Source organism: Alphaproteobacteria bacterium (assembly GCA_040220875.1).
In the GTDB taxonomy this organism is placed as follows: Bacteria; Pseudomonadota; Alphaproteobacteria; order JAVJVX01; family JAVJVX01; genus JAVJVX01.
On record JAVJVX010000005.1, the window covers coordinates 456,209 to 475,758 of the forward strand.

20 protein-coding genes are annotated in these 19,550 nt (G+C 65.9%); 9 read left to right on the forward strand and 11 right to left on the reverse strand.

The features are described 5' to 3' along the window. Positions 1-9 precede the first annotated feature (9 nt). Together RLQ26_04445 and RLQ26_04450 are read right to left on the reverse strand one after the other, a co-directional pair. The gene (locus tag RLQ26_04445; protein MEQ9087972.1) at positions 10-366 is read right to left on the reverse strand and encodes a response regulator; all 357 of its coding nucleotides are present in this window, start codon (positions 364-366) and stop codon (positions 10-12) included. Positions 367-380: 14 nt separating this feature from the next. Then, positions 381-1,085, reverse strand: a complete 705-nt coding sequence (locus RLQ26_04450; GenBank protein MEQ9087973.1) for a DUF3426 domain-containing protein — start codon at positions 1,083-1,085, stop codon at positions 381-383. A gap of 223 nt (positions 1,086-1,308) precedes the next feature. Here RLQ26_04450 and ftsE point away from each other — a divergent pair, with 223 nt between their 5' ends. From ftsE to RLQ26_04475, 5 genes are all read left to right on the forward strand, one after another. Next, complete coding sequence (gene ftsE, locus RLQ26_04455) at positions 1,309-1,986, forward strand: cell division ATP-binding protein FtsE (protein ID MEQ9087974.1); 678 nt, start codon at positions 1,309-1,311, stop codon at positions 1,984-1,986. Further along, positions 1,983-2,891: an FtsX-like permease family protein gene (locus RLQ26_04460; GenBank protein ID MEQ9087975.1), complete on the forward strand. Its 909-nt coding sequence runs from the start codon at positions 1,983-1,985 to the stop codon at positions 2,889-2,891. The genes ftsE and RLQ26_04460 overlap by 4 nt, the downstream gene beginning before the upstream one ends. A 5-nt stretch (positions 2,892-2,896) precedes the next feature. Next, positions 2,897-3,556 carry a YdcF family protein gene (locus RLQ26_04465; GenBank protein ID MEQ9087976.1) on the forward strand — a complete coding sequence of 220 codons (660 nt, stop codon included), beginning with the start codon at positions 2,897-2,899 and terminating at the stop codon, positions 3,554-3,556. Beyond that, positions 3,553-4,308 carry a lysophospholipid acyltransferase family protein gene (locus tag RLQ26_04470; protein MEQ9087977.1) on the forward strand — a complete coding sequence of 252 codons (756 nt, stop codon included), beginning with the start codon at positions 3,553-3,555 and terminating at the stop codon, positions 4,306-4,308. The genes RLQ26_04465 and RLQ26_04470 overlap by 4 nt, the downstream gene beginning before the upstream one ends. A 161-nt stretch (positions 4,309-4,469) precedes the next feature. Continuing rightward, the gene (locus RLQ26_04475) at positions 4,470-6,788 is read left to right on the forward strand and encodes an adenosylcobalamin-dependent ribonucleoside-diphosphate reductase (GenBank protein MEQ9087978.1); all 2,319 of its coding nucleotides are present in this window, start codon (positions 4,470-4,472) and stop codon (positions 6,786-6,788) included. A gap of 10 nt (positions 6,789-6,798) precedes the next feature. On the opposite strand, the gene RLQ26_04480 is transcribed toward RLQ26_04475, so the two are convergent. Beyond that, positions 6,799-7,353 (reverse strand): gamma-glutamylcyclotransferase, encoded by a 555-nt coding sequence (locus RLQ26_04480; protein ID MEQ9087979.1) that lies wholly within the window; start codon positions 7,351-7,353, stop codon positions 6,799-6,801. After that, the gene (locus RLQ26_04485) at positions 7,350-7,964 is read right to left on the reverse strand and encodes a gamma-glutamylcyclotransferase (protein ID MEQ9087980.1); all 615 of its coding nucleotides are present in this window, start codon (positions 7,962-7,964) and stop codon (positions 7,350-7,352) included. Before RLQ26_04485 ends, RLQ26_04480 begins: the two co-directional genes overlap by 4 nt. A gap of 102 nt (positions 7,965-8,066) precedes the next feature. Here RLQ26_04485 and RLQ26_04490 point away from each other — a divergent pair, with 102 nt between their 5' ends. After that, positions 8,067-9,104 carry a DUF2125 domain-containing protein gene (locus tag RLQ26_04490; GenBank protein ID MEQ9087981.1) on the forward strand — a complete coding sequence of 346 codons (1,038 nt, stop codon included), beginning with the start codon at positions 8,067-8,069 and terminating at the stop codon, positions 9,102-9,104. Positions 9,105-9,121: 17 nt separating this feature from the next. On the opposite strand, the gene RLQ26_04495 is transcribed toward RLQ26_04490, so the two are convergent. The 3 genes from RLQ26_04495 to RLQ26_04505 are packed head-to-tail and all read right to left on the reverse strand — an operon-like array spanning position 9,122 to position 12,061. Beyond that, positions 9,122-10,039 (reverse strand): prephenate/arogenate dehydrogenase family protein, encoded by a 918-nt coding sequence (locus RLQ26_04495; GenBank protein ID MEQ9087982.1) that lies wholly within the window; start codon positions 10,037-10,039, stop codon positions 9,122-9,124. Then, positions 10,029-11,165, reverse strand: coding sequence for a histidinol-phosphate transaminase (hisC, locus tag RLQ26_04500; protein ID MEQ9087983.1), 1,137 nt, complete (start codon positions 11,163-11,165; stop codon positions 10,029-10,031). Before hisC ends, RLQ26_04495 begins: the two co-directional genes overlap by 11 nt. Continuing rightward, the gene (locus tag RLQ26_04505; protein MEQ9087984.1) at positions 11,162-12,061 is read right to left on the reverse strand and encodes a chorismate mutase; all 900 of its coding nucleotides are present in this window, start codon (positions 12,059-12,061) and stop codon (positions 11,162-11,164) included. The genes hisC and RLQ26_04505 overlap by 4 nt, the downstream gene beginning before the upstream one ends. A 185-nt stretch (positions 12,062-12,246) precedes the next feature. Here RLQ26_04505 and RLQ26_04510 point away from each other — a divergent pair, with 185 nt between their 5' ends. Together RLQ26_04510 and metW are read left to right on the forward strand one after the other, a co-directional pair. Next, positions 12,247-13,443 (forward strand): homoserine O-acetyltransferase, encoded by a 1,197-nt coding sequence (locus tag RLQ26_04510; GenBank protein ID MEQ9087985.1) that lies wholly within the window; start codon positions 12,247-12,249, stop codon positions 13,441-13,443. Beyond that, complete coding sequence (gene metW / locus RLQ26_04515; protein MEQ9087986.1) at positions 13,440-14,135, forward strand: methionine biosynthesis protein MetW; 696 nt, start codon at positions 13,440-13,442, stop codon at positions 14,133-14,135. Before RLQ26_04510 ends, metW begins: the two co-directional genes overlap by 4 nt. Here the strand turns inward: metW and RLQ26_04520 are convergent. The 4 genes from RLQ26_04520 to RLQ26_04535 form a co-directional block, all read right to left on the reverse strand. Continuing rightward, on the reverse strand, positions 14,116-14,865 hold the full coding sequence (locus RLQ26_04520; GenBank protein ID MEQ9087987.1) for a methyltransferase domain-containing protein: 750 nt from the start codon (positions 14,863-14,865) through the stop codon (positions 14,116-14,118). The two genes, metW and RLQ26_04520, sit on opposite strands and share 20 nt — an antisense overlap. A gap of 82 nt (positions 14,866-14,947) precedes the next feature. Then, positions 14,948-15,670: an acetoacetyl-CoA reductase gene (phbB, locus tag RLQ26_04525; protein MEQ9087988.1), complete on the reverse strand. Its 723-nt coding sequence runs from the start codon at positions 15,668-15,670 to the stop codon at positions 14,948-14,950. Positions 15,671-15,750: 80 nt separating this feature from the next. Next, the gene (locus RLQ26_04530) at positions 15,751-16,926 is read right to left on the reverse strand and encodes an acetyl-CoA C-acetyltransferase (protein ID MEQ9087989.1); all 1,176 of its coding nucleotides are present in this window, start codon (positions 16,924-16,926) and stop codon (positions 15,751-15,753) included. Between the two features lie 138 nt (positions 16,927-17,064). Continuing rightward, positions 17,065-18,366: an alpha/beta fold hydrolase gene (locus RLQ26_04535; protein ID MEQ9087990.1), complete on the reverse strand. Its 1,302-nt coding sequence runs from the start codon at positions 18,364-18,366 to the stop codon at positions 17,065-17,067. A gap of 513 nt (positions 18,367-18,879) precedes the next feature. On the opposite strand from RLQ26_04535, the gene phaR reads away from it, so the two are divergent. Beyond that, a complete protein-coding gene (gene phaR / locus RLQ26_04540; GenBank protein ID MEQ9087991.1) occupies positions 18,880-19,521 on the forward strand; it encodes a polyhydroxyalkanoate synthesis repressor PhaR in 642 nt (213 codons plus the stop codon). Positions 19,522-19,550: the final 29 nt, after the last annotated feature.

The following is a 19,550-nucleotide window of genomic DNA, read 5'->3' on the forward strand; positions in this document are numbered from 1 at the left end:
GCCGTGCGGTCAGGCCAGCGCCGTGGCGATGGTCGCTTCCAGCGTTTCGAGTGTAAAGGGCTTGGCCAGGAGCCCCTGGATAAGCGCATCCAGATTATGCGCGCGCTCGCGTTCCTCTGCGTAGCCGCTCATCAGGATAATCCGGATCCGGGGATGGTCGTTGGACGCCTTGAGGGCAAGGGAGATGCCATCCATCTCGGGCATGGCAATGTCGGTCAGCAGCACGTCGAAGGGCCGGCGCGACATCCGATCGAGGGCCGCGTAGGCGTCGTTCACAAAGGCCGGTTCGTGGCCCGCTTTTTCCAGTCCGCGCCGGATGAATTCGCCGAGGGTGGCGTCATCATCCACGATCAGGATCTTTGCCATACCCCGGACCCGGCCTATTTCGCCGCGACGAGATAGAAGGTGAGATTGGCCGCGCCGGCCGGCGGATTCTCGAGCGCCGAGGAGAAGTCGGCCGCTTCGCCCGGTAGCAGGCGCGTGTTCGCGACGCTGACCGTCCATTCCCGAATAGCGCGGCCGGTCTCATCCTGGACCACGACACGCAACAACGGGGGGCGGCGGACCGCGCCGGAATTGTTGATAAGCTGCCCCGAAACTTCGAGCGCCGGCGCGCCATTCACTTCCGTGTGACGGGTCGACACGTCGCGCAGTTCGAAACCGTCCGTCGTAACCTGATTGCTGAGACCGAGGGCGGCATACGCACGCTCGGCCTGAGGCCAGTTGGCGACAATCCCGTCCTGGAGGAAAAAGAGACCGGCCACGAGGCCGAGCACCGTGACGGCCAGAAGCACCCAGCCGGCGGTCATGGCGCCCGCGCTTTTATCGGCCTTGAGGAACGGCGGCTCATCGGGCATGGCGCCGCGGGCGCGCCGCCCGGCGGGGACGATTTCGCGATCCGCCCGGCGGTCGAGATCAAGATCCGCCGCCGCCTGTTCCGCCGCCGCCGCGCCCTCGCCCCCGTCCGGGGGCGTGTAACGCCAGACATGCTGGCATCGTCCGCATTTCAGGCGGCGGCCCGACGGACCCACGGCGCGTTCGTCGAGACGGAATCTCGTCTGGCAGGCGGGGCAGGTAACAATCATGATACTTTCCAGGAAGCCCCCGGATTTATAAGGAGAAGCCCCTTGGCGCGCAAGCGCGCCCCGGCGCCGGGCGCGCGACGCTGCATTGCCGCGACCTCCGTCCCGTGCGATCTTCCTTCCCGCTGGCGCCCCGGGCCGGCGGGCCCTGCCCGGAAACGGCCATCCGCACGGGGCAAAAGGGGTGGCGGGCCTGAGGAACAACTGGCGGTGAGTGACATCATCCATGGTTCGGTTTGAAAATGTCGGCATGCGCTATGGCACCGGGCCGGAGATCCTGCGCGACATTTCCTTCACCCTGGAGCCGGGCTCGTTCCGCTATCTGACCGGCGCCAGCGGCGCCGGCAAATCCTCGCTCCTCAAGCTGATGTATCTGGCCCGACGGCCGACGCGCGGCCTGATCACCCTGTTTGACCGGGATATCGCCACTGTACCGCGCGACGACTTTCCGCTTCTGCGCCGCCGGATCGGCGTGGTCTTTCAGAACTTCCGCCTCATCGACCATCTGACCGCGATGGACAACGTGGCCCTGCCGCTTCGGATCGCGGGGGCCTCGGCAAAGCAGGTGCATGACCATGTGTGCGAATTGCTGCGCTGGGTCGGGCTCGGTGACCGGATCGACGCGAAGCCCCGCACGCTTTCGGGCGGAGAAAAACAGCGGGTTGCAATTGCCCGGGCGATCATCGCCCGGCCCCGCCTGCTGCTGGCTGATGAGCCCACCGGCAATGTCGATTCGGCGATCGCCGATCGGCTCATGTTCCTTTTCGAGGAACTCAACAAGACCGGCACCACAGTGGTGATCGCCACGCATAATCTGCAACTGGTCAAGAACTTCGCTCATCCCTGCCTGCATCTCGAAAACGGTGTGCTCGACGAAACCGGCGCGGACGGAGCGAGGGTTTGACCTCATTCATCAAAAAATTCTGGACGCGCCGGCTGGACCTGCCGCTTGCGAGCGATCCGTCCAGCCGCTTTCTGCCCTGGATCATCGCGTTCACGGTTTTCCTCGCCACCCTGGCCCTCGCCCTCATGCTTGCCATCGCCGGCGTCATAGACCAGTGGGAAACCGATCTGGAAGGCACGATCACGGTCGAGATCCCGGCCACGACACCGGAGCGGGCCGCGCAGCAGGCGGAGATGGCGGCCGCCGCCCTCGTGCTGCTTGAGGAAATCCCCGGCATCGACAAGGCCGAGCCGCTTTCGGCAGAAAAGGTCATGGCGTTGCTCGAACCATGGCTCGGACGCGCCGGGCTGGTGGACGAACTGCCGCTTCCCATGCTGATCGATGTCACGCTCGATGATGCCCGCGCACTGGACCTGACAGCGCTGCAGATCCGGCTTCACGAAATCAGTCCCGGCATCACGCTGGACGATCATGGAATCTGGTTCGGTCGGCTGATCCGTGCCGCACGCGCGGCCGGCGCGCTGGCCTTTGTTATCTTCGCCCTTGTCCAGACGGCCGCGGTCCTGGTGGTGGTATTTGCCACCCGGACGGCGCTGGACGTCCACCGTGATGTGATCGATCTTATGCACCTCATGGGCGCGACGGACAGCTATATCGCCGACCAGTTCCAGCACCATGCCCTGACCCTCGGCGCGAAAGGGGGGCTGATCGGGCTTGGCGTGGCGCTCGTCGCGCTCGTCGCGCTGCAATTCGGGGTCAGCGTCTCCGGCGCGGCATTCATGCCCGCCCTGTCGCTCGAGCCCCCGCACTGGCTGCTGCTTGCCACCCTGCCGCTCGTCAGCGCAGGCACGGCCATGATCTCGGCCCGGCTTACAGTGCGCCGGGCATTGGCGCGGCTTCCGTGAGCCGGATGTCGAGGCTGGTCCTGCTCACGGGGCTGGCGGCGATCGCGCTGTGGGCCGGCGGGCTCGCGTTTTTCGCGAGCCGGCTGCCGGCCGCGCCAGATCCGGCCGATCGGGTGGGGCCCCTGTCGGACCGGGACGCCATCGTCGTGCTTACCGGCGGGCCCGACCGGATCGAGGCCGCGATCGAGCTTCTCAACCGGCGGGACGGCAAGTGGCTGCTGGTTTCGGGCGTGGGGCCAGGCTACGACATCGGCAACGTTCTCAGCCTGACGGAGAACGGCCTGCCGTCCGACGCGCGGATCAAGCTGGACCGCCTGGCCACCGACACGATAGGCAATGCGCGCGAAACAAGGAGATGGATGGACACTCATGGCCTCGAAAGACTGGTCCTCGTCACGGCGGCCTATCACATGCCGCGCAGCCTGTATGAATTTCACGCCGTCATGCCCGGCAAGGCCATCGTGCCGTATCCGGTCTTTCCCGGCGGCTATGATCCCGCTGCCTGGTGGGACTGGAAAAACACCGGTCGCTTCATTGTGAGCGAATTCCATAAATATCTTCTGGCACGGCTGCGCGGCGGACTCTCGCGCCACGCCCCCGCCTCCCCGGACCGCCCCGCCTCCGCCCCTGGCAATAACCTGGCCCGGAGTGGTGCCGGATCATGATCTGGTGTCGCTCGCTTCTTTTTCAGGCCTATTTCTACGGCCTTACGGCAGTCCTGGCCTTGACGGCGACCCCGGCCATCCTGTTCGGCCGCGGCGCGGTGGAGCGTGTCACCCGTCTCTGGGCGCGCGGCGTGCTCCTTGGCCTCAAGATCATCTGCCGGCTGGATTTCGAGTTTCGCGGTCTCGATCGCCTGCCGCCCCGTCCCTATCTCGTCGCGGCCAAGCATCAATCGGCCTGGGATACGGTCGTTTTCGCGCTCGCCATTCCGGGGTCGGTCTATGTGCTGAAGGCAGAGTTGCTCCACATACCCTTCTACGGCTGGGCCTGCCGGCGCCTCGGCCATATCCCGGTCGACCGCAGGGGCGGCGCCGGCGCCATGCGCGGGCTTCTGCGCCGGGCCGCGCGGACGGTCGAACGGGGCGACCCGATCGTGATCTTTCCCGAGGGCACGCGGGTGGCGCCCGGCGAGACACGCCGCTACCAGCCCGGTGTCAGCGCACTTTACGCCCATCTCGATATCCCGGTGGTGCCGGTCGGGCTGAACTCGGGCCTGTTCTGGCCCAGGCGAAGCTTCCTGCGCCACCCCGGGAAGATCGTCCTGGAGATCGGTCAGCCGATCGAGGCGGGGCTGGCGCGCAAGACTTTCTCGGCCCGGCTTGAGGCCGAGATCGAGGCTATCACCCGCCGGCTCGAGGCCGAGGCGGGTTTTCCCGCCCCGCCGGCAAAAGAAAACCGGGAATCCCGGGGATAATCTGAAATTATCCTTTTCAACAGCCGGTTAATTCCCACCTATCAGGGGATCCGGCTGTGGAAAAATGGCGCGGAAATCCGGGACAAAACAAGAACATTGTTCCCCGGTGCCAACCGCCCTAGACTCCCGGCCCCCGAAAGCGCGCAGGACCCGACGACGTGATGGATATCGCCCCCATTTCCCAACAGATCTGGGACATGAAATACCGCTTCAAGCCGGAATCCGGCGCCAGCGAAGACCGCCAGATCGGCGATAGCTGGCGCCGGGTCGCCCGCGCGCTCGCCCGCGTCGAAAAGGAGCCCGAGGCGTGGGAGTCGCGCTTCGAAGAGATGCTTCAGGATTTCCGCTTCCTGCCGGCCGGGCGCATTCTGGCCGGAGCCGGCACGGGCCGCCGGGTCACGCTGTTCAACTGCTTCGTCATGGGCACCATTCCCGACGACATGGCGGGAATTTTCACCCATCTGCGCGAAGCCGCGCTGACCATGCAGCAGGGCGGCGGCATCGGATACGATTTCTCGACCCTTCGGCCAAGGGGCGCGACCGTCAAGGGGATTGGCGCCGATGCGTCGGGGCCGCTCTCGTTCATGGATGTCTGGGACGCCATGTGCAAGACGATCATGAGCGCGGGCAGTCGGCGCGGCGCCATGATGGCGACTTTGCGTTGCGATCATCCCGACATCGAGGCGTTCATCGACGCCAAGCAAGAGCCCGGGCGCTTGCGCATGTTCAACCTGTCGGTGCTCGTGACGGACGCCTTCATGGACGCGGTCAGGTCCGACGGCTCGTGGGAACTGGTGTTCGACGGCCGGGTTTACGCGGTCACCAGGGCGCGCGCGCTGTGGGACAGGATCATGCGCGCCACCTACGCCTATGCCGAACCGGGCGTCATTTTCATCGACCGGATCAACCAGCGGAACAATCTCTATTACTGCGAGGAAATCGCGGCCACGAACCCCTGCGGCGAGCAACCCCTGCCGCCCTATGGCGCCTGTCTCCTCGGATCGATCAACCTGGCCAAGCTGGTGCTGGACCCGTTCACCGACGAGGCGCGCCTGGATGAGGCCGCACTGGAACGTATCATTCCCGTCGCCGTGCGGATGCTGGATAACGTTGTCGACGTATCCGACTTTCCGCTCGAGGCGCAGGCAAACGAGGCGCGCACCAAGCGGCGCATCGGTCTCGGCGTGACGGGGCTGGCCGACGCGCTGATCATGTGCGGCGCGCGTTACGGCGGCGCCAGGGCCGTCAAGTTCACCCGCGCATGGCTGAAGGCCGTGCGGGACGGAGCCTATCGCGCGTCGGCGGCGCTGGCGCAGGAGAAGGGACCTTTCCCGCTGTTCGATGCCGAGGCCTATCTCGCGGGCGAAACGGTGCGATCCCTCGACCCGGCGCTCAGGGAGGAGATTGCCCGCCACGGTATCCGTAATGCGCTGCTCACCTCGATCGCGCCCACGGGTACGATCTCGCTTTTTGCCGATAACGTCTCGTCCGGAATAGAGCCCGTCTTCAGCTACAGCTATACGCGAAGCGTCCTGATGCCGAACGACAAGCGGCGCGAGGAACGCGTGACAGATTTCGCCTACCGCCAGTTCCGCCGCCAGTTCGGCGAGGACGCGCCGCTACCCGACTACTTCACCGATGCGCAAAGTTTGACGCCGCACGATCACATCGTCATGCAGGCTGCCGCCCAGGATTTCATCGACAGCTCGATTTCGAAAACCATCAATTGCCCGGCCGGGCTTTCTTTCGAGGCGTTCAAGGAGGTCTATCTCGAGGCCTATGAATCGGGGTGCAAGGGGTGCACCACCTATCGGCCGAACGAGGTCACGGGCTCGGTCCTGCGCGCCGGCACGGGGCCGGAAGACGACGGAGCGGAGGGCGAATTGGCCGAGCCCGAACTGGCCCTGACGCCGCCGGCGGCGGAAAGTCGGGCCGACGACGCCTTCGACGCCGGAGCGGTCGTGTATATGACGCAGCCGCTCGACCGGCCGGAGGTCCTGCCCGGTCAGACCTACAAGATCAAATGGGCGGATTCGAGTCACGCCATATACATCACGTTGAATGACGTCATCCAGGACGGGCGACGTCGGCCATTCGAGATCTTCATCAATTCAAAAAATGTCGAGCATTTCGCCTGGACGGTGGCGCTGACACGGATGATCAGCGCGGTGTTCCGCCGCGGCGGCGATGTCAGTTTCGTTGTGGACGAGCTCAAGGCCGTTTTCGACCCGCGCGGCGGACAATGGATGAACGGCCGTTACGTGCCCTCGCTTCTGGCCGCCATCGGCGACGTGATCGAGGAGCACATGATCCGCATCGGATTTCTGCAAAAGAAGGAGAATGTTGCGGCCGGCCTGGGCCCGGGCGCGGCGCAGCCGGGGACCGGACTGCGGCAATGCCCGCAATGCGGCCAGTTCTCTGTCATCCGGCAGGAAGGCTGCGATATCTGCACGTCCTGCACCTATTCGAGATGCGCCTAGGCGGCCCCGGCTAGGCCAGCCGGTGCACCTGCGCCACGAGAGCCTCGAGCGCGGCATCCTCGATTTCCAGCGCACGCAGATGCGCCCAGGTGTTTTCGAGATAATCACGACACGGCCCCATGGGCCCTTCCGCGCCGACGATCATGCGCGCCGCCGTTTCAAGATCGAGGTCGCCGGCATATTGCGGGTGCTCGGGATCGGCAACAAACACCAGCGCCCGCACTGGCCCGCCGGGCGGGCAGGCTACCGGCAACATGCGCTCGAGATAGACGCGGGTGACCTGTTCGCGCCGCCGGAGATAAGCCAGAACCTCCTCGCGCGCTTCCTGTACGACCCGGTACAGCCGGCCGTCACACCGGCCACCCGGCGCCAGGCCAAGGACCAGGCCCGGCCGCGCCGGCGTGCCCCGATAGACGATGGATTTGATGCAGAACGCCCGGTGATACCCCTCGAGCCGGGCCGGGCGCGATTCCGCGACCTCGAAACCCGGCGCCCAGAGCAGCGAGCCATAGGCGAAAATCCAGAAATCGTCGCCCGACGCGCCGGTAAGGGCGGCGCCGGTCATGGCGAAACCCCGTCCCCGTCCCCGTCCGCGTCCGCGATCACGCGGGCGTACAGGGCCTCGAGGCGGTCATCCCGGATTCCCATCTCGCGCAAGTGACCGATCGCGGCCGCGAGATAGGCCGAACAGGCGCCACTGACCCCCTCCCCCTGGCGCACGTAGCGCGCCGCTTCGGCAATGTCGATCTCGCCGGCGAAACGCGGGTCCGAGGTAACCGGCAGAAAGGTTTCGGCCTGAATGCTGGCGCGCACGCGCGCGCCGTCCTCGAGAAGGACGACCGTGACCGGCCGGCGCTCGTAGGGATAGCCGTCCTCCCGGTCATCGAGATAGGCGAGCACGCGGGTGCGATCTGCGGAGGCGATGCGGAAGGCCCGGCCGAGGCAGGCCCCGCCCGGCACCAGACCCATGACCAGGCCGGGGTGGCTGTGCGTGCCGCGATGCTTGCTAGAAAAAACGCAAAGCTGGCGGTGATAGCCCTCAAGCCGGGCCGGCACCGCCTCGAGATGGGGGAATCCGGGCCGCCACATGAGGGAGCCGTAGCCGAACACCCACAGCCCTGTCTCTGTCTTGCCGGCCTCTCCCGTTTTGGTCAGATCTCCGTCCTTGGCGCTCATGACGCCACCATATAGGCTCCCTCGCGCCGGGAGAACATCCCGGCGCTTCCAGCGCCCGCGACCCTCGCCGGCCCGCCGACACTGCAGACGGAACGACCCTCCATGACGATCAAGCGCTTCGTCATTCTCATCACTATCCTTGTTATTCTGGGCACAGCCGGGGCCTTGGCCTATCGCGTGGCACCCGTCTATGGCGCGCTTGAAGCCGCGCGCTCAAGCGACGGTTTTCTTGGCCTCCGTCTCGAAAAAGGCCGGATTTCGCTGGCCGGATTTCCCCTCGATCTTCATGTCCGGCTGACCGGCGCCGTCTTTACGCGCGAAGGCCCGGCGCTTTGGCGCCTCTCGGCCGACACGGCCCGCCTGGCTCTGATTCCCTGGCCCTTTCAGACATTGCGCGTCGATCTCGGCCCCCGCTCCCGTCTTGTCATCGCCGATACCGGCGAGCAAAGCCGGACCAGCTTCGATACGTCGGACGGCAGCCTGCGGCTCCGGCTGGACGGGACCGGCCGGCTGTCGTCGGCCGGGCTTCGCCTCAATGATCTCGCGATCACGACCCCCGCGGGCGAACCGGTCGCGGCCGGGCAATTCTCCCTCGCCCTGACCTTTGACGAAGACCGGGCCCACCCTGGCCAATCGGGCGGCCTCGCGACAACCGGGCTGCATCTCGACGCCCGGACCCTCGTTATGCCCGAACCGGCGGCGCGGCAGTTCGCGCTTGGCCGCGAAGTCCAGAAGCTTCGCCTGGTCATGACCGCGCGGCCGGGGATCCCGCGGAACGACCGAGAAAGCCTCGCCGCGTGGCGCGCCAAGGACGGCCGGCTCGCCCTCGACGATTTCTCCCTGGCCTGGGGTCCCCTGTCGGTCATGGCCGAGGGCGATATGGGGCTCGATGCCGATTTCAGACCCGAAGGTGTGCTGGAGACGCGCATCACGGGCCTTGCGCCGGCCCTCGATATCCTGGTCGCGGCCGGGCAGATCGATGCTGACGATGCGCGGCTGACGGGACTGGTGCTGGGCTTGCTGTCGAAGCCCGAGGGCGAAGGGGGCGCGCCCATGCTGACACTGCCCCTTGAAGCGCGACAGGGCCGCCTGTTTCTGGGGCCCGTGGCGCTGGGCCGGCTGTCTCCCCTCGCCGATTGAGAGCGCTCGGGTGCCGGTCAGGCGTTCTTGACAGGCCGGGGCGGCACATCCTGCTTCGCCGCCACGACGCCCCGGCGAATTTCCCGCGTGCGCCGGAAGGTTTCTTCAAGCAGCGCACCGTTGCCATCGCGAATGGCGCGCTGCAGGACGCTCAGATCCTCGCTGAACCGGCCAAGGATATCGAGCACGGCCTCGCGGTTATTGAGAAAGATATCGCGCCACATGACCGGGTCGGAGGCCGCGATCCGTGTGAAGTCGCGAAAACCGCTGGCGGCGAATTTGATGACTTCGGATTTGGTGTGCTCTTCCAGATCGTCGGCCGTCCCGACAATGGTGTAGGCGATGAGGTGCGGCAGATGAGAGGTGATGGCCAGCACCACGTCATGATGAGCGGCCGACATCTCCTCGACCATCATCCCGGCCCGCTGCCAGAGATCGCTGATGCGCCTCACCGCCGTGCGGTCGGTCGCGGGATCGGGGGTGAGGATGCACCAGCGCCCCTCGAACAGGGTTTCGAACCCCGATTCGGGCCCCGAATGTTCCGTCCCCGCCAGCGGATGACCGGGGACGAAATGCACATGGCCAGGCAAATGGCGGCCCAGATCACGCATCGCCGACTGCTTGGTCGACCCGACATCGGTGACGATCGCGCCCGGCGCAAGCGCCGGCGCGATAGCGCGGCCGATCGCCTCGTAAGCGCCCAGGGGTGTGCCGATAATGACGAGATCGGCGCCCGCAACAGCGGCGGCGGGATCGCTCAGGGTTTCATCGGCGAGCGCGAGACGTCTGACGGTGTCGAGGGTCTCCTGGCGCCGGGCCACAGCGATGATTTCGCGGGCCAGCCCGTCGCGGCGCATGACCCGCGCAAGACTGGATCCGATCAGGCCGATTCCGATGAAGACAGCCCGGTTGAAAGGCGTGAAATCATCCGACATGGGAGCCGTCCTTGACCAGCCGGCTAAGGGCGGCGACAACCGCGCGCATTTCCGCCTCCTGCCCGATGGTAATGCGCAGGCAGCCCGGCAGGCCGTAATGATCCACCCGGCGCGGGATGAGCCCGTCGCGCAACAGTGCCGCCTCGGCCCGATCGGCCGCCTCGGTCGCGCCGGCGCCGAATTCGACGAGCACGAAATTGGCTACGCTCGGAAAAACGCGAAACCCCATGCCTGTAAGCGCCTCGCCGAGATACTCGCGCCAGGTGGTGTTGTGGTCCTGACTGCGGCGCAGGTGATCGCGATCATCCATCGCCGCCGCCCCCGCGAGCTGGCCCGGCGTCGTTGTATTGAAAGGCGGCCGCAGGCGGTTGAGCACATCGACGATGGGCGCGGGCGCATAACACCAGCCAAGCCGCATGGCGCCCAGACCGAAAATCTTGGAAAAAGTGCGCGTCATCACGACATTGCTGTTTTCGTCCACGAGATCGGCCCCGGCAGTGTAGTCGTCACGGTCGACATATTCAGCGTAGGCCGAATCGAGCACCAGCAGCACGTGATCGGGCAGGCCGGCGCGCAGCCGGCGCAATTCGCCCGTCGGCAGATAGCTGCCCGTGGGATTGTTCGGATTGGCGAGAAAGACAATCCGGGTCCGCGCGGTCACTTTTGCGAGCAACGCATCGACGCTGGCCGTGAGGTTCGTTTCCTCCGCCTTTACCGGCGTCGCGCCGACGGAATGGGCGAAAATCGGGTAAATGAGAAATCCGTGGGCGCTGTAGAGTACTTCGTCCCCGAGCCCGGCATAGGCGCGCATCAGCAGCAGCAGCAATTCGTCGGACCCGGCGCCGCAAACGATGCGCTCCATATCCAGGCCACTGAAGCGGCTGATGGCCGAGCGCAGGATGCGCGAGCTGCCGTCCGGGTAGCGGTGCAGGTCGGGTGCCGCCGCAGCGAACGCGGCCATCGCCTTCGGGCTCGGCCCCAGCGCGCCCTCATTGGCGGATAGCTTGATCGCGCGCGCCCGCCCTGCAATCCGCGCCTTGCCCCCCTGGTAGGGCGCGATTTCCATGATCCCGGGTTTGACGACAGGGCCTGGCCCGCCGGTCTTCTTCCGGCTGTCCGCTGTCATGACCCCGACCTCGCGTCTGTCCGCCCGGCCCCATCCGCGACAAGCGGAGTGGCGTAACCGCCAAGCCGCACCAGCCGCCCCCAACGCGCAAGTCCGGCCCCCGCCGGGTCCTCGAGCGTCACGAAGCCCGGCAGATCGAAAAGGCAGATCGTTTCGGCAACCGTCCCGCCATAGGGCGCGCGCGCCAGCAGCGTCGGGCCTCCGGGGCCTTGCGTGTCCGCCATCATGGCCGCCGCCTGATCGGCCGCCAGGATCAATGCGACCAGTGTGCGATCGTCGCCCGTCTCCTGGAAATCGGCGCGCGCGACCATCAGCGCATCGGTTTTCACCTCCGGCGACGGGCGCACGAAGGGAAGCCGCGCGACGATATCTATGTCGCGCGCGGGTAGGCTCGCCATCTCGACCCACCACGGCGTGTCATCGCCATCCTCGCTGAGGCTTGGAAAGGGCAGCACGGCGACCGTCACCTCGCCTGCGGCGAGATGCGCGAGCGCGACCCGATCGCTCCGGGCCGCCTCAAGCGGAATCGCCGTGCCCAGATGGTCACGGGCGACATCCCACAGCGCGCGGCCAGCGCCCGTCCGCGCATTCTGACTTGCCACCGCCCGGAAGTCCGTCTCGATCCGAAGCGTGGCGCCGATGATTTCCCGCCAGATCCGGGCGAGCACGGCGACGGGAAAGCCCTCTTCCCCGGCCCCGGCGGCGCGGGCGACCAGACGCCGCATCAGCCGCGCCTCGCGGCCCGGCTGCATGGTGCGGGTGATGCCGGCGCGCTGCTTGGCCGCGGTAACGTAGCGGGCCACACCCGCGCGCGCCGTCAGGGCCTCGAGCAACCGGTCGTCATACTCATCAATCTGGCGCCGCAGATCTTCAAGCGCTGGTCGGGCGTCCGCCATCGGCCGGGTTTCCCCGAATCGGGTTGTGGGAAAAAGCGGCCTAGTCATAGAGGGCGGAAACCGTAAAATCAAAGAAAACATTGACATAGCGGCTGCCCGCCTCCTAGCTATCCCGCTCCCCGGCAGCCCGCCCCGGGCAGGGCGCCCCGGAAATGGCCCCATCGCGCCCCGAGGGACAGGACGGAATGACATCTCGCGCCCCCCAGCCACAAGAGACGGCCGAACTGGCCGCGCTGCCCGGGCATGTGCTCGAGGTCACGGCGCCGCTCACGCTCGATTCCGGTATCAGCCTCGCCCCCTACCGGATCGCCTATCAGACCTATGGCACGCTCAATCCGGACAAGTCGAACGCCATCCTGGTCTGCCATGCGCTGACCGGCGACCAGTATCTCGCCGAACCACACCCGCTGACCGGCAAGCCCGGCTGGTGGAGCAGCATGGTCGGTCCCGGCCGGACCCTCGACACCGAGCGTTATTTCGTGATTTCGGCCAACGTGCTGGGCGGGTGCATGGGGACTACCGGACCCAAGTCCATCGACCCCGCAACCGGCCAGCCCTTCGGGCTGAACTTTCCGGTCATTACCGTACGCGACATGGTGCGCGCGCAAAAGGTGGTGGTCGACCATCTCGGGATCGAGAAACTGTTTTGCGTGGTCGGCGGCTCCATGGGCGCGATGCAGGCCCTGCAATGGGCCGCAACCTATCCGGAAGCCGTTTTTTCGGCCGTGCCCATCGCCGGGGCGGCGCGCCACTCGGCGCAGAACATCGCCTTTCATGAGGTCGGCCGGCAGGCCATCATGGCCGACCCCGACTGGGCGCAGGGCAATTATCTGAGGGAAGGGTGCAACCCCAAGCGCGGCCTGGCCGTGGCCCGTATGGCGGCACATATCACCTACCTGTCGGAGGCGGCCCTGCACCGCAAGTTCGGCCGCTCGCTCCAGGACCGGGCCGGGGTGACTTACGGCTTTGAAGCCGATTTCCAGGTTGAAAGCTACCTGCGCCACCAGGGCAGCACGTTTGTCGAGCGGTTTGACGCAAACTCGTATCTCTATATCACGCGGGCCATGGATTATTTCGACATGGCGGCGGAGCATGGCGGCAACCTGTCCGAAGCCTTCCTCGAAACGCCGGTGCGGTTCTGCGTCATCTCCTTTACCAGCGACTGGCTGTTCCCCACGACGGAAAGCCGGGCTGTCGTCCACGCGCTCAACGCAGCCGCGGCGAATGTCAGCTTTGTCGAGATTGAGACCGACAAGGGGCATGACGCGTTCCTTCTGGATGAGCCGGAATTCCGCTCCGTTCTGGGGGGATTCCTGAATGGCGCGGCCGAACATCGGAGCCTTGCGCCGGGCGTGGTGGCGCGCGACGGGGCCGGCACATGAGAGACCCCCGGTCAGCAATCCAGGCCGGTTCCGCGAATGCCGGGCGTGCCGGGAATCCCGCCGCCGCCCCGCGCGACACAAGGCGCGCGCTTGCCCGCGCCGATCTGCGTCTCATCGCCGACGTGATCCGGTCCGGCAGCCGTGTGCTCGACGTCGGCTGCGGCGATGGCAAGCTGCTCGATTACCTGGTCCACCACAAGCAGGTGGACGGACGTGGCATCGAGCTCAGCCAGGCGGGGGTGAACGCGTGCGTCGCGGGCGGTCTTTCGGTGATCCAGGGCGACGCCGACACGGATCTGCGTGATTACCCGTCGGACTCGTTCGATTACGTGGTTTTGGGACAAACGATTCAGGCCACGCGCGACCCGTATAACGTGCTCAGGGAAATGCTGCGGATCGGACGGCACGCCATTGTCTCGATCCGCAACGCAGGATACTGGCGCACGCGACTGCAATTGCTCCTGACCGGTCGCATGCCGGTCACTGATGCGACGGCCGAGGCGTGGTACGACAATTCCGATATCCACATGTGCACCATCGCCGATTTCGTCGGTCTCTGCCGTGATCTGGGCGCCAGAATCGAACATGCCTACATCCTGAACGGTGGCAAGCCGCTTCGGGCCGTCGGCCCGATGAGCGGGCTCGGCAATTTTCTCGGCCGGGAAGCCCTCTTTATGCTGAGTCGCGAGTAGCACCGGCGCCGCGAACGCCGGTCGCCGCCTTGAGCGCGCGCCGGCGGCGCGTGGCGCGGGCCTCCACGCCGGTCATGGCGTAAAGCTGCTTGCGGGCCTCGACAATCACGGCCCCGCCAAAGGTGGCAAAGAAACGCTGGCCGATTTTCTCCCAGAGCGGGGCGGTCGAAAGGAAGACCCGCGATCGGATTGGCGGCACGAAGAGGGCCGTCTCGACCGAGATGGGCTGGAACATGGTATCGCGCAGGAGCCGGGTCGTCTGGCCCGTGCTGAAGGGCCGGCCGGCGCCAAAGGGTGTGTGATCGAATCGGCCCCACAGCCCGCGCCGGTTGGGCACGATCAGGACGAGCCGGCCCGAATCGGCAAGCACGCGCCACGATTCACGCAGAAGATGCGAGATGTGATCCGCCGCCTCCAGTTCGTGCACGAGCAGGATCCGATCCATCGCGCGATCGGGCAGGGGAAGCTGGTCGCTCGCCGCCAGCGCCGTCCGGTTTGGCCCTTCGACCGGCCAGTGAAGCACGCCCTGGGCGGACGGCATGATGGCGAAAGTGCGTTCGGCCTCATCGAGAAAGGGTCGAAGATAGGGCGTCGCGTAGCCCAGGCCGAGAAGGCGCTCGCCGCGAAGATCGGGCCAGATTGCGCGCAGCCGGCGGCGCAGGAAACGCCGGGCGATCCGGCCCAGCCGGCTGTCATAGAACTCCTTGAGATCGATGACGTCGAGATGCATCGTTTACCCCGGCACGACGGTGACATGAGACAAGCCGCCCGCACCACAAAAACTCCGGCCTCCAGGCGGAGGCCGGAGGGGCCTAATACATGTGCTGGCCGCCGTTGATCGAGAGAGTCGAGCCGGTGATGAAGCCGGCCTCGTCGGCAACGAGAAAAACGACACCCCGGGCAATCTCGCTCGCGTCACCCAGCCGGCCCACCGGAATGCGCTCGACGATTTTTTCCAGCACCTTTTCCGGCACGGCGCGAACCATGTCGGTATCGATATAGCCCGGCGTGATAGCGTTGACAGTGATGCCCTTGGGCGCACCTTCCTGGGCCAGCGCCTTGGTGAAACCGTGAATGCCGGATTTGGCGGCGGCATAGTTGACCTGCCCATATTGCCCGGCCTGCCCGTTGATCGAACCGATATTGACAATGCGCCCGAAATTCCGGGCGCGCATTCCATCGATCACCGCGCGGCACATATTGAAGCAGGATCCGAGATTGGTATCGAGGACCGCCTGCCAGTCTTCGTGGCCCATCCGGTGCAGCGTGGCATCCCGCGTGATTCCGGCATTGTTGACGAGCACATCGACGGGGCCGATTTCTTCGGTAATCTTCGCAATCGATTGCTGGCACGCCTCGAAATCGGAAATGTCGAACTTGTAGACGGCGACACCGGTTTCCTCGACGAAGGCCGACGCCGCTTCATCATTGGCGTGATAACTGGCGGCAACCTTGTAGCCCGCATCCCGAAGCGCCCGTGAGATTGCCCCACCGATGCCCCGCGTACCGCCTGTGACCACCGCCGTCCTCGTCATACCGATCCTCCCGATTGGTTGAAGTGTTTTTTAATTGCTGCGCGACAGGTCACCACCGCTCGGTCGCGCTCCACGCACCTTCAGTCGCGCTCCACGCACATGGCGATGCCCATGCCGCCGCCGATGCACAGAGTGGCCAGTCCTTTCTTGGCGTCGCGTTTCTGCATTTCGTATAGCAGTGTCACCAGGACCCGGGCGCCGGACGCGCCGACGGGATGGCCGAGGGCGATGGCGCCGCCATTCACGTTGACCTTCTCCCCGTTCCAGCCGAGCTCCTTGGCAACCGCGCAGGTCTGCGCCGCGAACGCCTCGTTGGCCTCGATCAAATCGAGGTCGTCGATCGCCCAGCCGGCTTTCTCGAGCGCCCGGCGCGTCGCCGGGATCGGCCCGGTCCCCATGATTTTGGGATCGACCCCGGCCGTAGCCCAGGAAACGATCCGGGCGAGCGGTGCCGTGCCGCGCTTTTCCGCCTCCGCCCGGGACATGAGTACCAGGGCGGCCGCGCCATCATTGATACCGGACGCGTTGCCGGCCGTGACGGTCCCGTCCCTGTCGAAGGCCGGACGCAGCTTGGCGAGATTTTCAATGGTCGTGCCGTGGCGTGGAAACTCGTCGGCGTCAACGACGATATCCCCTTTCCGACTGGGGATCGTCACCGGCACGATCTCTTCCTTGAAACGCCCCGCCTTTTGCGCGGCCTCCGCCTTGGCCTGAGAACGAAGGGCGAAATTGTCCTGCTCCTCACGCGTCAACTGCCACTCGCGCGCGATGTTTTCGGCGGTGTTCCCCATGTGATAGCCGTAAAACGCGTCAAGCAGTCCGTCTTTCAGCATGGAATCGGTGAGTTCGACATTGCCGAGTTTGTGGCCGCTGCGCAGATGGGCGACATGCGGCGCCTGACTCATGCTTTCCTGTCCGCCTGCCACCATGATATGCGCATCTCCGAGACGCAGCGCCTGGTAAGCCAACGCCACGCTGCGCAGGCCTGAGCCGCAAAGCTGGTTGATCCCGAAGGCCGTGCGGTCGATCGGAATGCCCGCGTTGACGGCGGCCTGCCGCGCCGGATTCTGTCCCTGGCCGGCACTGTAGATCTGCCCCATGATGACCTCGTCGATATCCTCGGCGGTGACCTTGGCGCGGCCCAGAACCTCGCGGATCACGGTCTCGCCCAGATAATGCGCCGGCACGGTGCTGAGGCCGCCGCCGAGATTGCCGATGGCTGTGCGGGCCGCGCCCGCGATGACGATATCGTCCATGATCTCGCTCTCCTCCAGTCTGCGTTGCGTCCCGCGGCCGTTGGCGGCGGATCAAGTTGTGTTGCGCTGCAGCAAAGTAGTCCCGTTCACCCCGCCAGTTCAAGTTCGCGGCACAAGATGTCTCCGCCACCAACGGTATTACGACCGGCCGATCTCGCCAAGCCAGCGGCTGAGCGGCGCCCAGACCTGCGCCGGTGCCCGGCGGCCGACGATCATGCCGATATGTCCGAGGCTGGGGGTGAGGACCTCCGCCCCGGATGGAAGCTGCCGGGCCAGCGCCCGGGCCGAGGGGGGCGGGACGATCCGGTCCTTCGCCGGTATCATCACCTGGGTCGGAACCTCGAGCCGGGACGGGTCCACCGTCACCCCGGCCACGCGCCAGCGGCCCTCGGCCGGGGTGTTCTCACCATACCAGCCGAGCAGACATTCCTTCGCCACCTTGCCCGCCAGCGCCACACCGTCATTCAGCCAGTCCTCAAGATGGAGGAAATCCCGCAGCCGGTCCGAATTCTCGAGCGCGGCAAAGGCCGCAAACTTGCGCAGGACGAGTTGCGGATCCAGGAGCGCGAAGAGGCTTTGCAAGCCGTCCACGGGCAAATGCCCGAGACGTTCGATCATCGGCGCCAACGCCGCCAGGACCGCCGGCGGAATCGTCGGCCCGCCGTCGGGTGTCCGGAAATCCCAGGGTGTGGCCAGCAGGGACACGCCCGCGACATGCGCCGGTTTTCGCAGCGCCAGGGCGAGCGCCAGATTGCCACCCATGCAGTATCCGACCAGCGGGACGGGGCAACCGGCGGCCACCGCTATGCGCTCGAGCACATCGCCGAGCCGGCGCGCGATGTAATCGTCGAGATCGAACCCCATCTCCAACTCGCCCGGCGCGTCCCAGTCGACCAGAAACACCCGGAATCCCTGCCGGCGCAGGTAGCGGCACAGGCTCGCCTCTTCATTGAGGTCGAGAATATAGGCGCGGTTAACGAGCGAGGGGATGAGCAGCACCGGCTGGCCGGTCCCGCCATAATCCCAGACCGTAGTCGTCCCCTCGCGCCGGAAGGGCTCGGGTCCGGCGGACCCGGCGGAAAATCTGGCCGGCCGCGCGGCGCCCTGATAACGCCTGACACCGGCGAGAAAAGTGGCGAACCGGCGGCGCGCCTCGGCCTCGACGGCGCGGGCGAGATTGACGCCGTCCACCCCGGCCACCCGGTGCGCCAGCCTTGCCCACTCGGACGGCGACGGTCCGTCAGCCTCCGGACCTGGCGCCGGCCGGTTTTTTTCCGCGGCCCTGGCCACTTCGCTCCAGATGTGCGAGGCGCTCTTCAAGGCGATCGAGGCGCCGGGCGAGCTCATCCAGGTCATGGCCCCCACCCAGAGGTGCAACCCCAGCGGCCGGGGCGCGGCCGCGTGCGCCGGCGGATCGGGGGGTGACGGCGGTCCCGTCATGGCTTTCTTCCTTTTCTGCTCCGGCCCTTTTTTCCCCGGCACCGGCAGCCGCCGGCGCCATCCCGGCCATCGCCTGCCACCAGGCCCATGTCATGGCTAAGAGATCGGGCATGGAATTGAAGGTGGGCCCTCCCGCCTGTTCTGTTTCGGTGCCGGGGCTTTTCCCGGGTCCGCCCGCTCCGGATGAAGCCATCCGGCCGAATAATTCCGCGCTGGCGGGGTCGCTGGCGAGAGCAGAGAGCTGCGCCTCCCATAGATCCATGAAGTCGCGCGCCAACTTCGCCAACTCGGGGGTCTCCGGCGTCTCGGCCGTCTCGGGGGGGATAGCCGGTGCTTCTGCTGTCTGCCGACGGGACATGGCCGCCAGTATATCCTGCCCGCCACAAGGACAGAAGGGTACAAACCCGTTCCCGCCGACGCCCGGACGACCGGAGGGCCGGGCCGATTTTTTCCGGATGGGGCATTGCCGTCAGTTTGCTAACATGATGCACTGGATTGGGAGAGGAAAGCATCATGGCTGAAAAAGTGACCGAGGAGACCGGCACGACGGACAAAAAGGGCAATTCCGGCGCCGCTTTCGACGCGGTTGTGATCAAGAAATACGCCAACCGCCGCCTCTATAACACCGCCAGCAGCAGCTATGTCACGCTCGAGACCCTCGCCGAGATGGTCCGCCAGGACGTGGATTTCGTTGTGGTGGATGCCAAGACGGGCGCCGACATCACGCGCTCGGTCCTGACGCAGATCATCGTGGAGCAGGAAGGAAAAGGACAGAACCTTTTACCCGTCAGCGTGCTGCGCCAGCTCATTTCCATGTATGACAACAACATGCGCTGGCTGCTGCCGGGTTACCTGGAAATGGCCATGGATACGTTCCAGAAGAATCAGGAACAAATGCGCGGCTATATGAAGAATGCCTTCGGCGGTATTTTTCCGGTCAACCAGTTCGAGCAGGTAGGCCAGCAAAACATGGCCGTGTTCGAGCAGATGATGAAAATGTTCATGCCCGGATCGGGTGAGGCCGAGGAAAAAACTCCGCCCCCGGAAGGCCCGGCGACGACCGGCGCGGGCGGGCAGGACGGCCCTTCGGTCGAGGAACGTCTGGCCGAGTTGCAGCGCGAGATCGAGACTCTTTCAAAACAGAAGCGCGATTAGCCTCGCGGCATGGGCCGCGGCGGAGCTGC

Coding starts and splice junctions, on each gene's coding strand:
- RLQ26_04445 (MEQ9087972.1), bottom strand. CDS start 366: ATGGCAAAGATCCTGATCGTGGATGATGACGCCACCCTCGGCGAATTC.
- RLQ26_04450 (MEQ9087973.1), bottom strand. CDS start 1,085: ATGATTGTTACCTGCCCCGCCTGCCAGACGAGATTCCGTCTCGACGAA.
- ftsE (MEQ9087974.1), top strand. CDS start 1,309: ATGGTTCGGTTTGAAAATGTCGGCATGCGCTATGGCACCGGGCCGGAG.
- RLQ26_04465 (MEQ9087976.1), top strand. CDS start 2,897: ATGTCGAGGCTGGTCCTGCTCACGGGGCTGGCGGCGATCGCGCTGTGG.
- RLQ26_04470 (MEQ9087977.1), top strand. CDS start 3,553: ATGATCTGGTGTCGCTCGCTTCTTTTTCAGGCCTATTTCTACGGCCTT.
- RLQ26_04475 (MEQ9087978.1), top strand. CDS start 4,470: ATGGATATCGCCCCCATTTCCCAACAGATCTGGGACATGAAATACCGC.
- RLQ26_04480 (MEQ9087979.1), bottom strand. CDS start 7,353: ATGACCGGCGCCGCCCTTACCGGCGCGTCGGGCGACGATTTCTGGATT.
- RLQ26_04485 (MEQ9087980.1), bottom strand. CDS start 7,964: ATGAGCGCCAAGGACGGAGATCTGACCAAAACGGGAGAGGCCGGCAAG.
- RLQ26_04490 (MEQ9087981.1), top strand. CDS start 8,067: ATGACGATCAAGCGCTTCGTCATTCTCATCACTATCCTTGTTATTCTG.
- RLQ26_04495 (MEQ9087982.1), bottom strand. CDS start 10,039: ATGTCGGATGATTTCACGCCTTTCAACCGGGCTGTCTTCATCGGAATC.
- hisC (MEQ9087983.1), bottom strand. CDS start 11,165: ATGACAGCGGACAGCCGGAAGAAGACCGGCGGGCCAGGCCCTGTCGTC.
- RLQ26_04505 (MEQ9087984.1), bottom strand. CDS start 12,061: ATGGCGGACGCCCGACCAGCGCTTGAAGATCTGCGGCGCCAGATTGAT.
- RLQ26_04510 (MEQ9087985.1), top strand. CDS start 12,247: ATGACATCTCGCGCCCCCCAGCCACAAGAGACGGCCGAACTGGCCGCG.
- metW (MEQ9087986.1), top strand. CDS start 13,440: ATGAGAGACCCCCGGTCAGCAATCCAGGCCGGTTCCGCGAATGCCGGG.
- RLQ26_04520 (MEQ9087987.1), bottom strand. CDS start 14,865: ATGCATCTCGACGTCATCGATCTCAAGGAGTTCTATGACAGCCGGCTG.
- phbB (MEQ9087988.1), bottom strand. CDS start 15,670: ATGACGAGGACGGCGGTGGTCACAGGCGGTACGCGGGGCATCGGTGGG.
- RLQ26_04530 (MEQ9087989.1), bottom strand. CDS start 16,926: ATGGACGATATCGTCATCGCGGGCGCGGCCCGCACAGCCATCGGCAAT.
- RLQ26_04535 (MEQ9087990.1), bottom strand. CDS start 18,366: ATGACGGGACCGCCGTCACCCCCCGATCCGCCGGCGCACGCGGCCGCG.
- phaR (MEQ9087991.1), top strand. CDS start 18,880: ATGGCTGAAAAAGTGACCGAGGAGACCGGCACGACGGACAAAAAGGGC.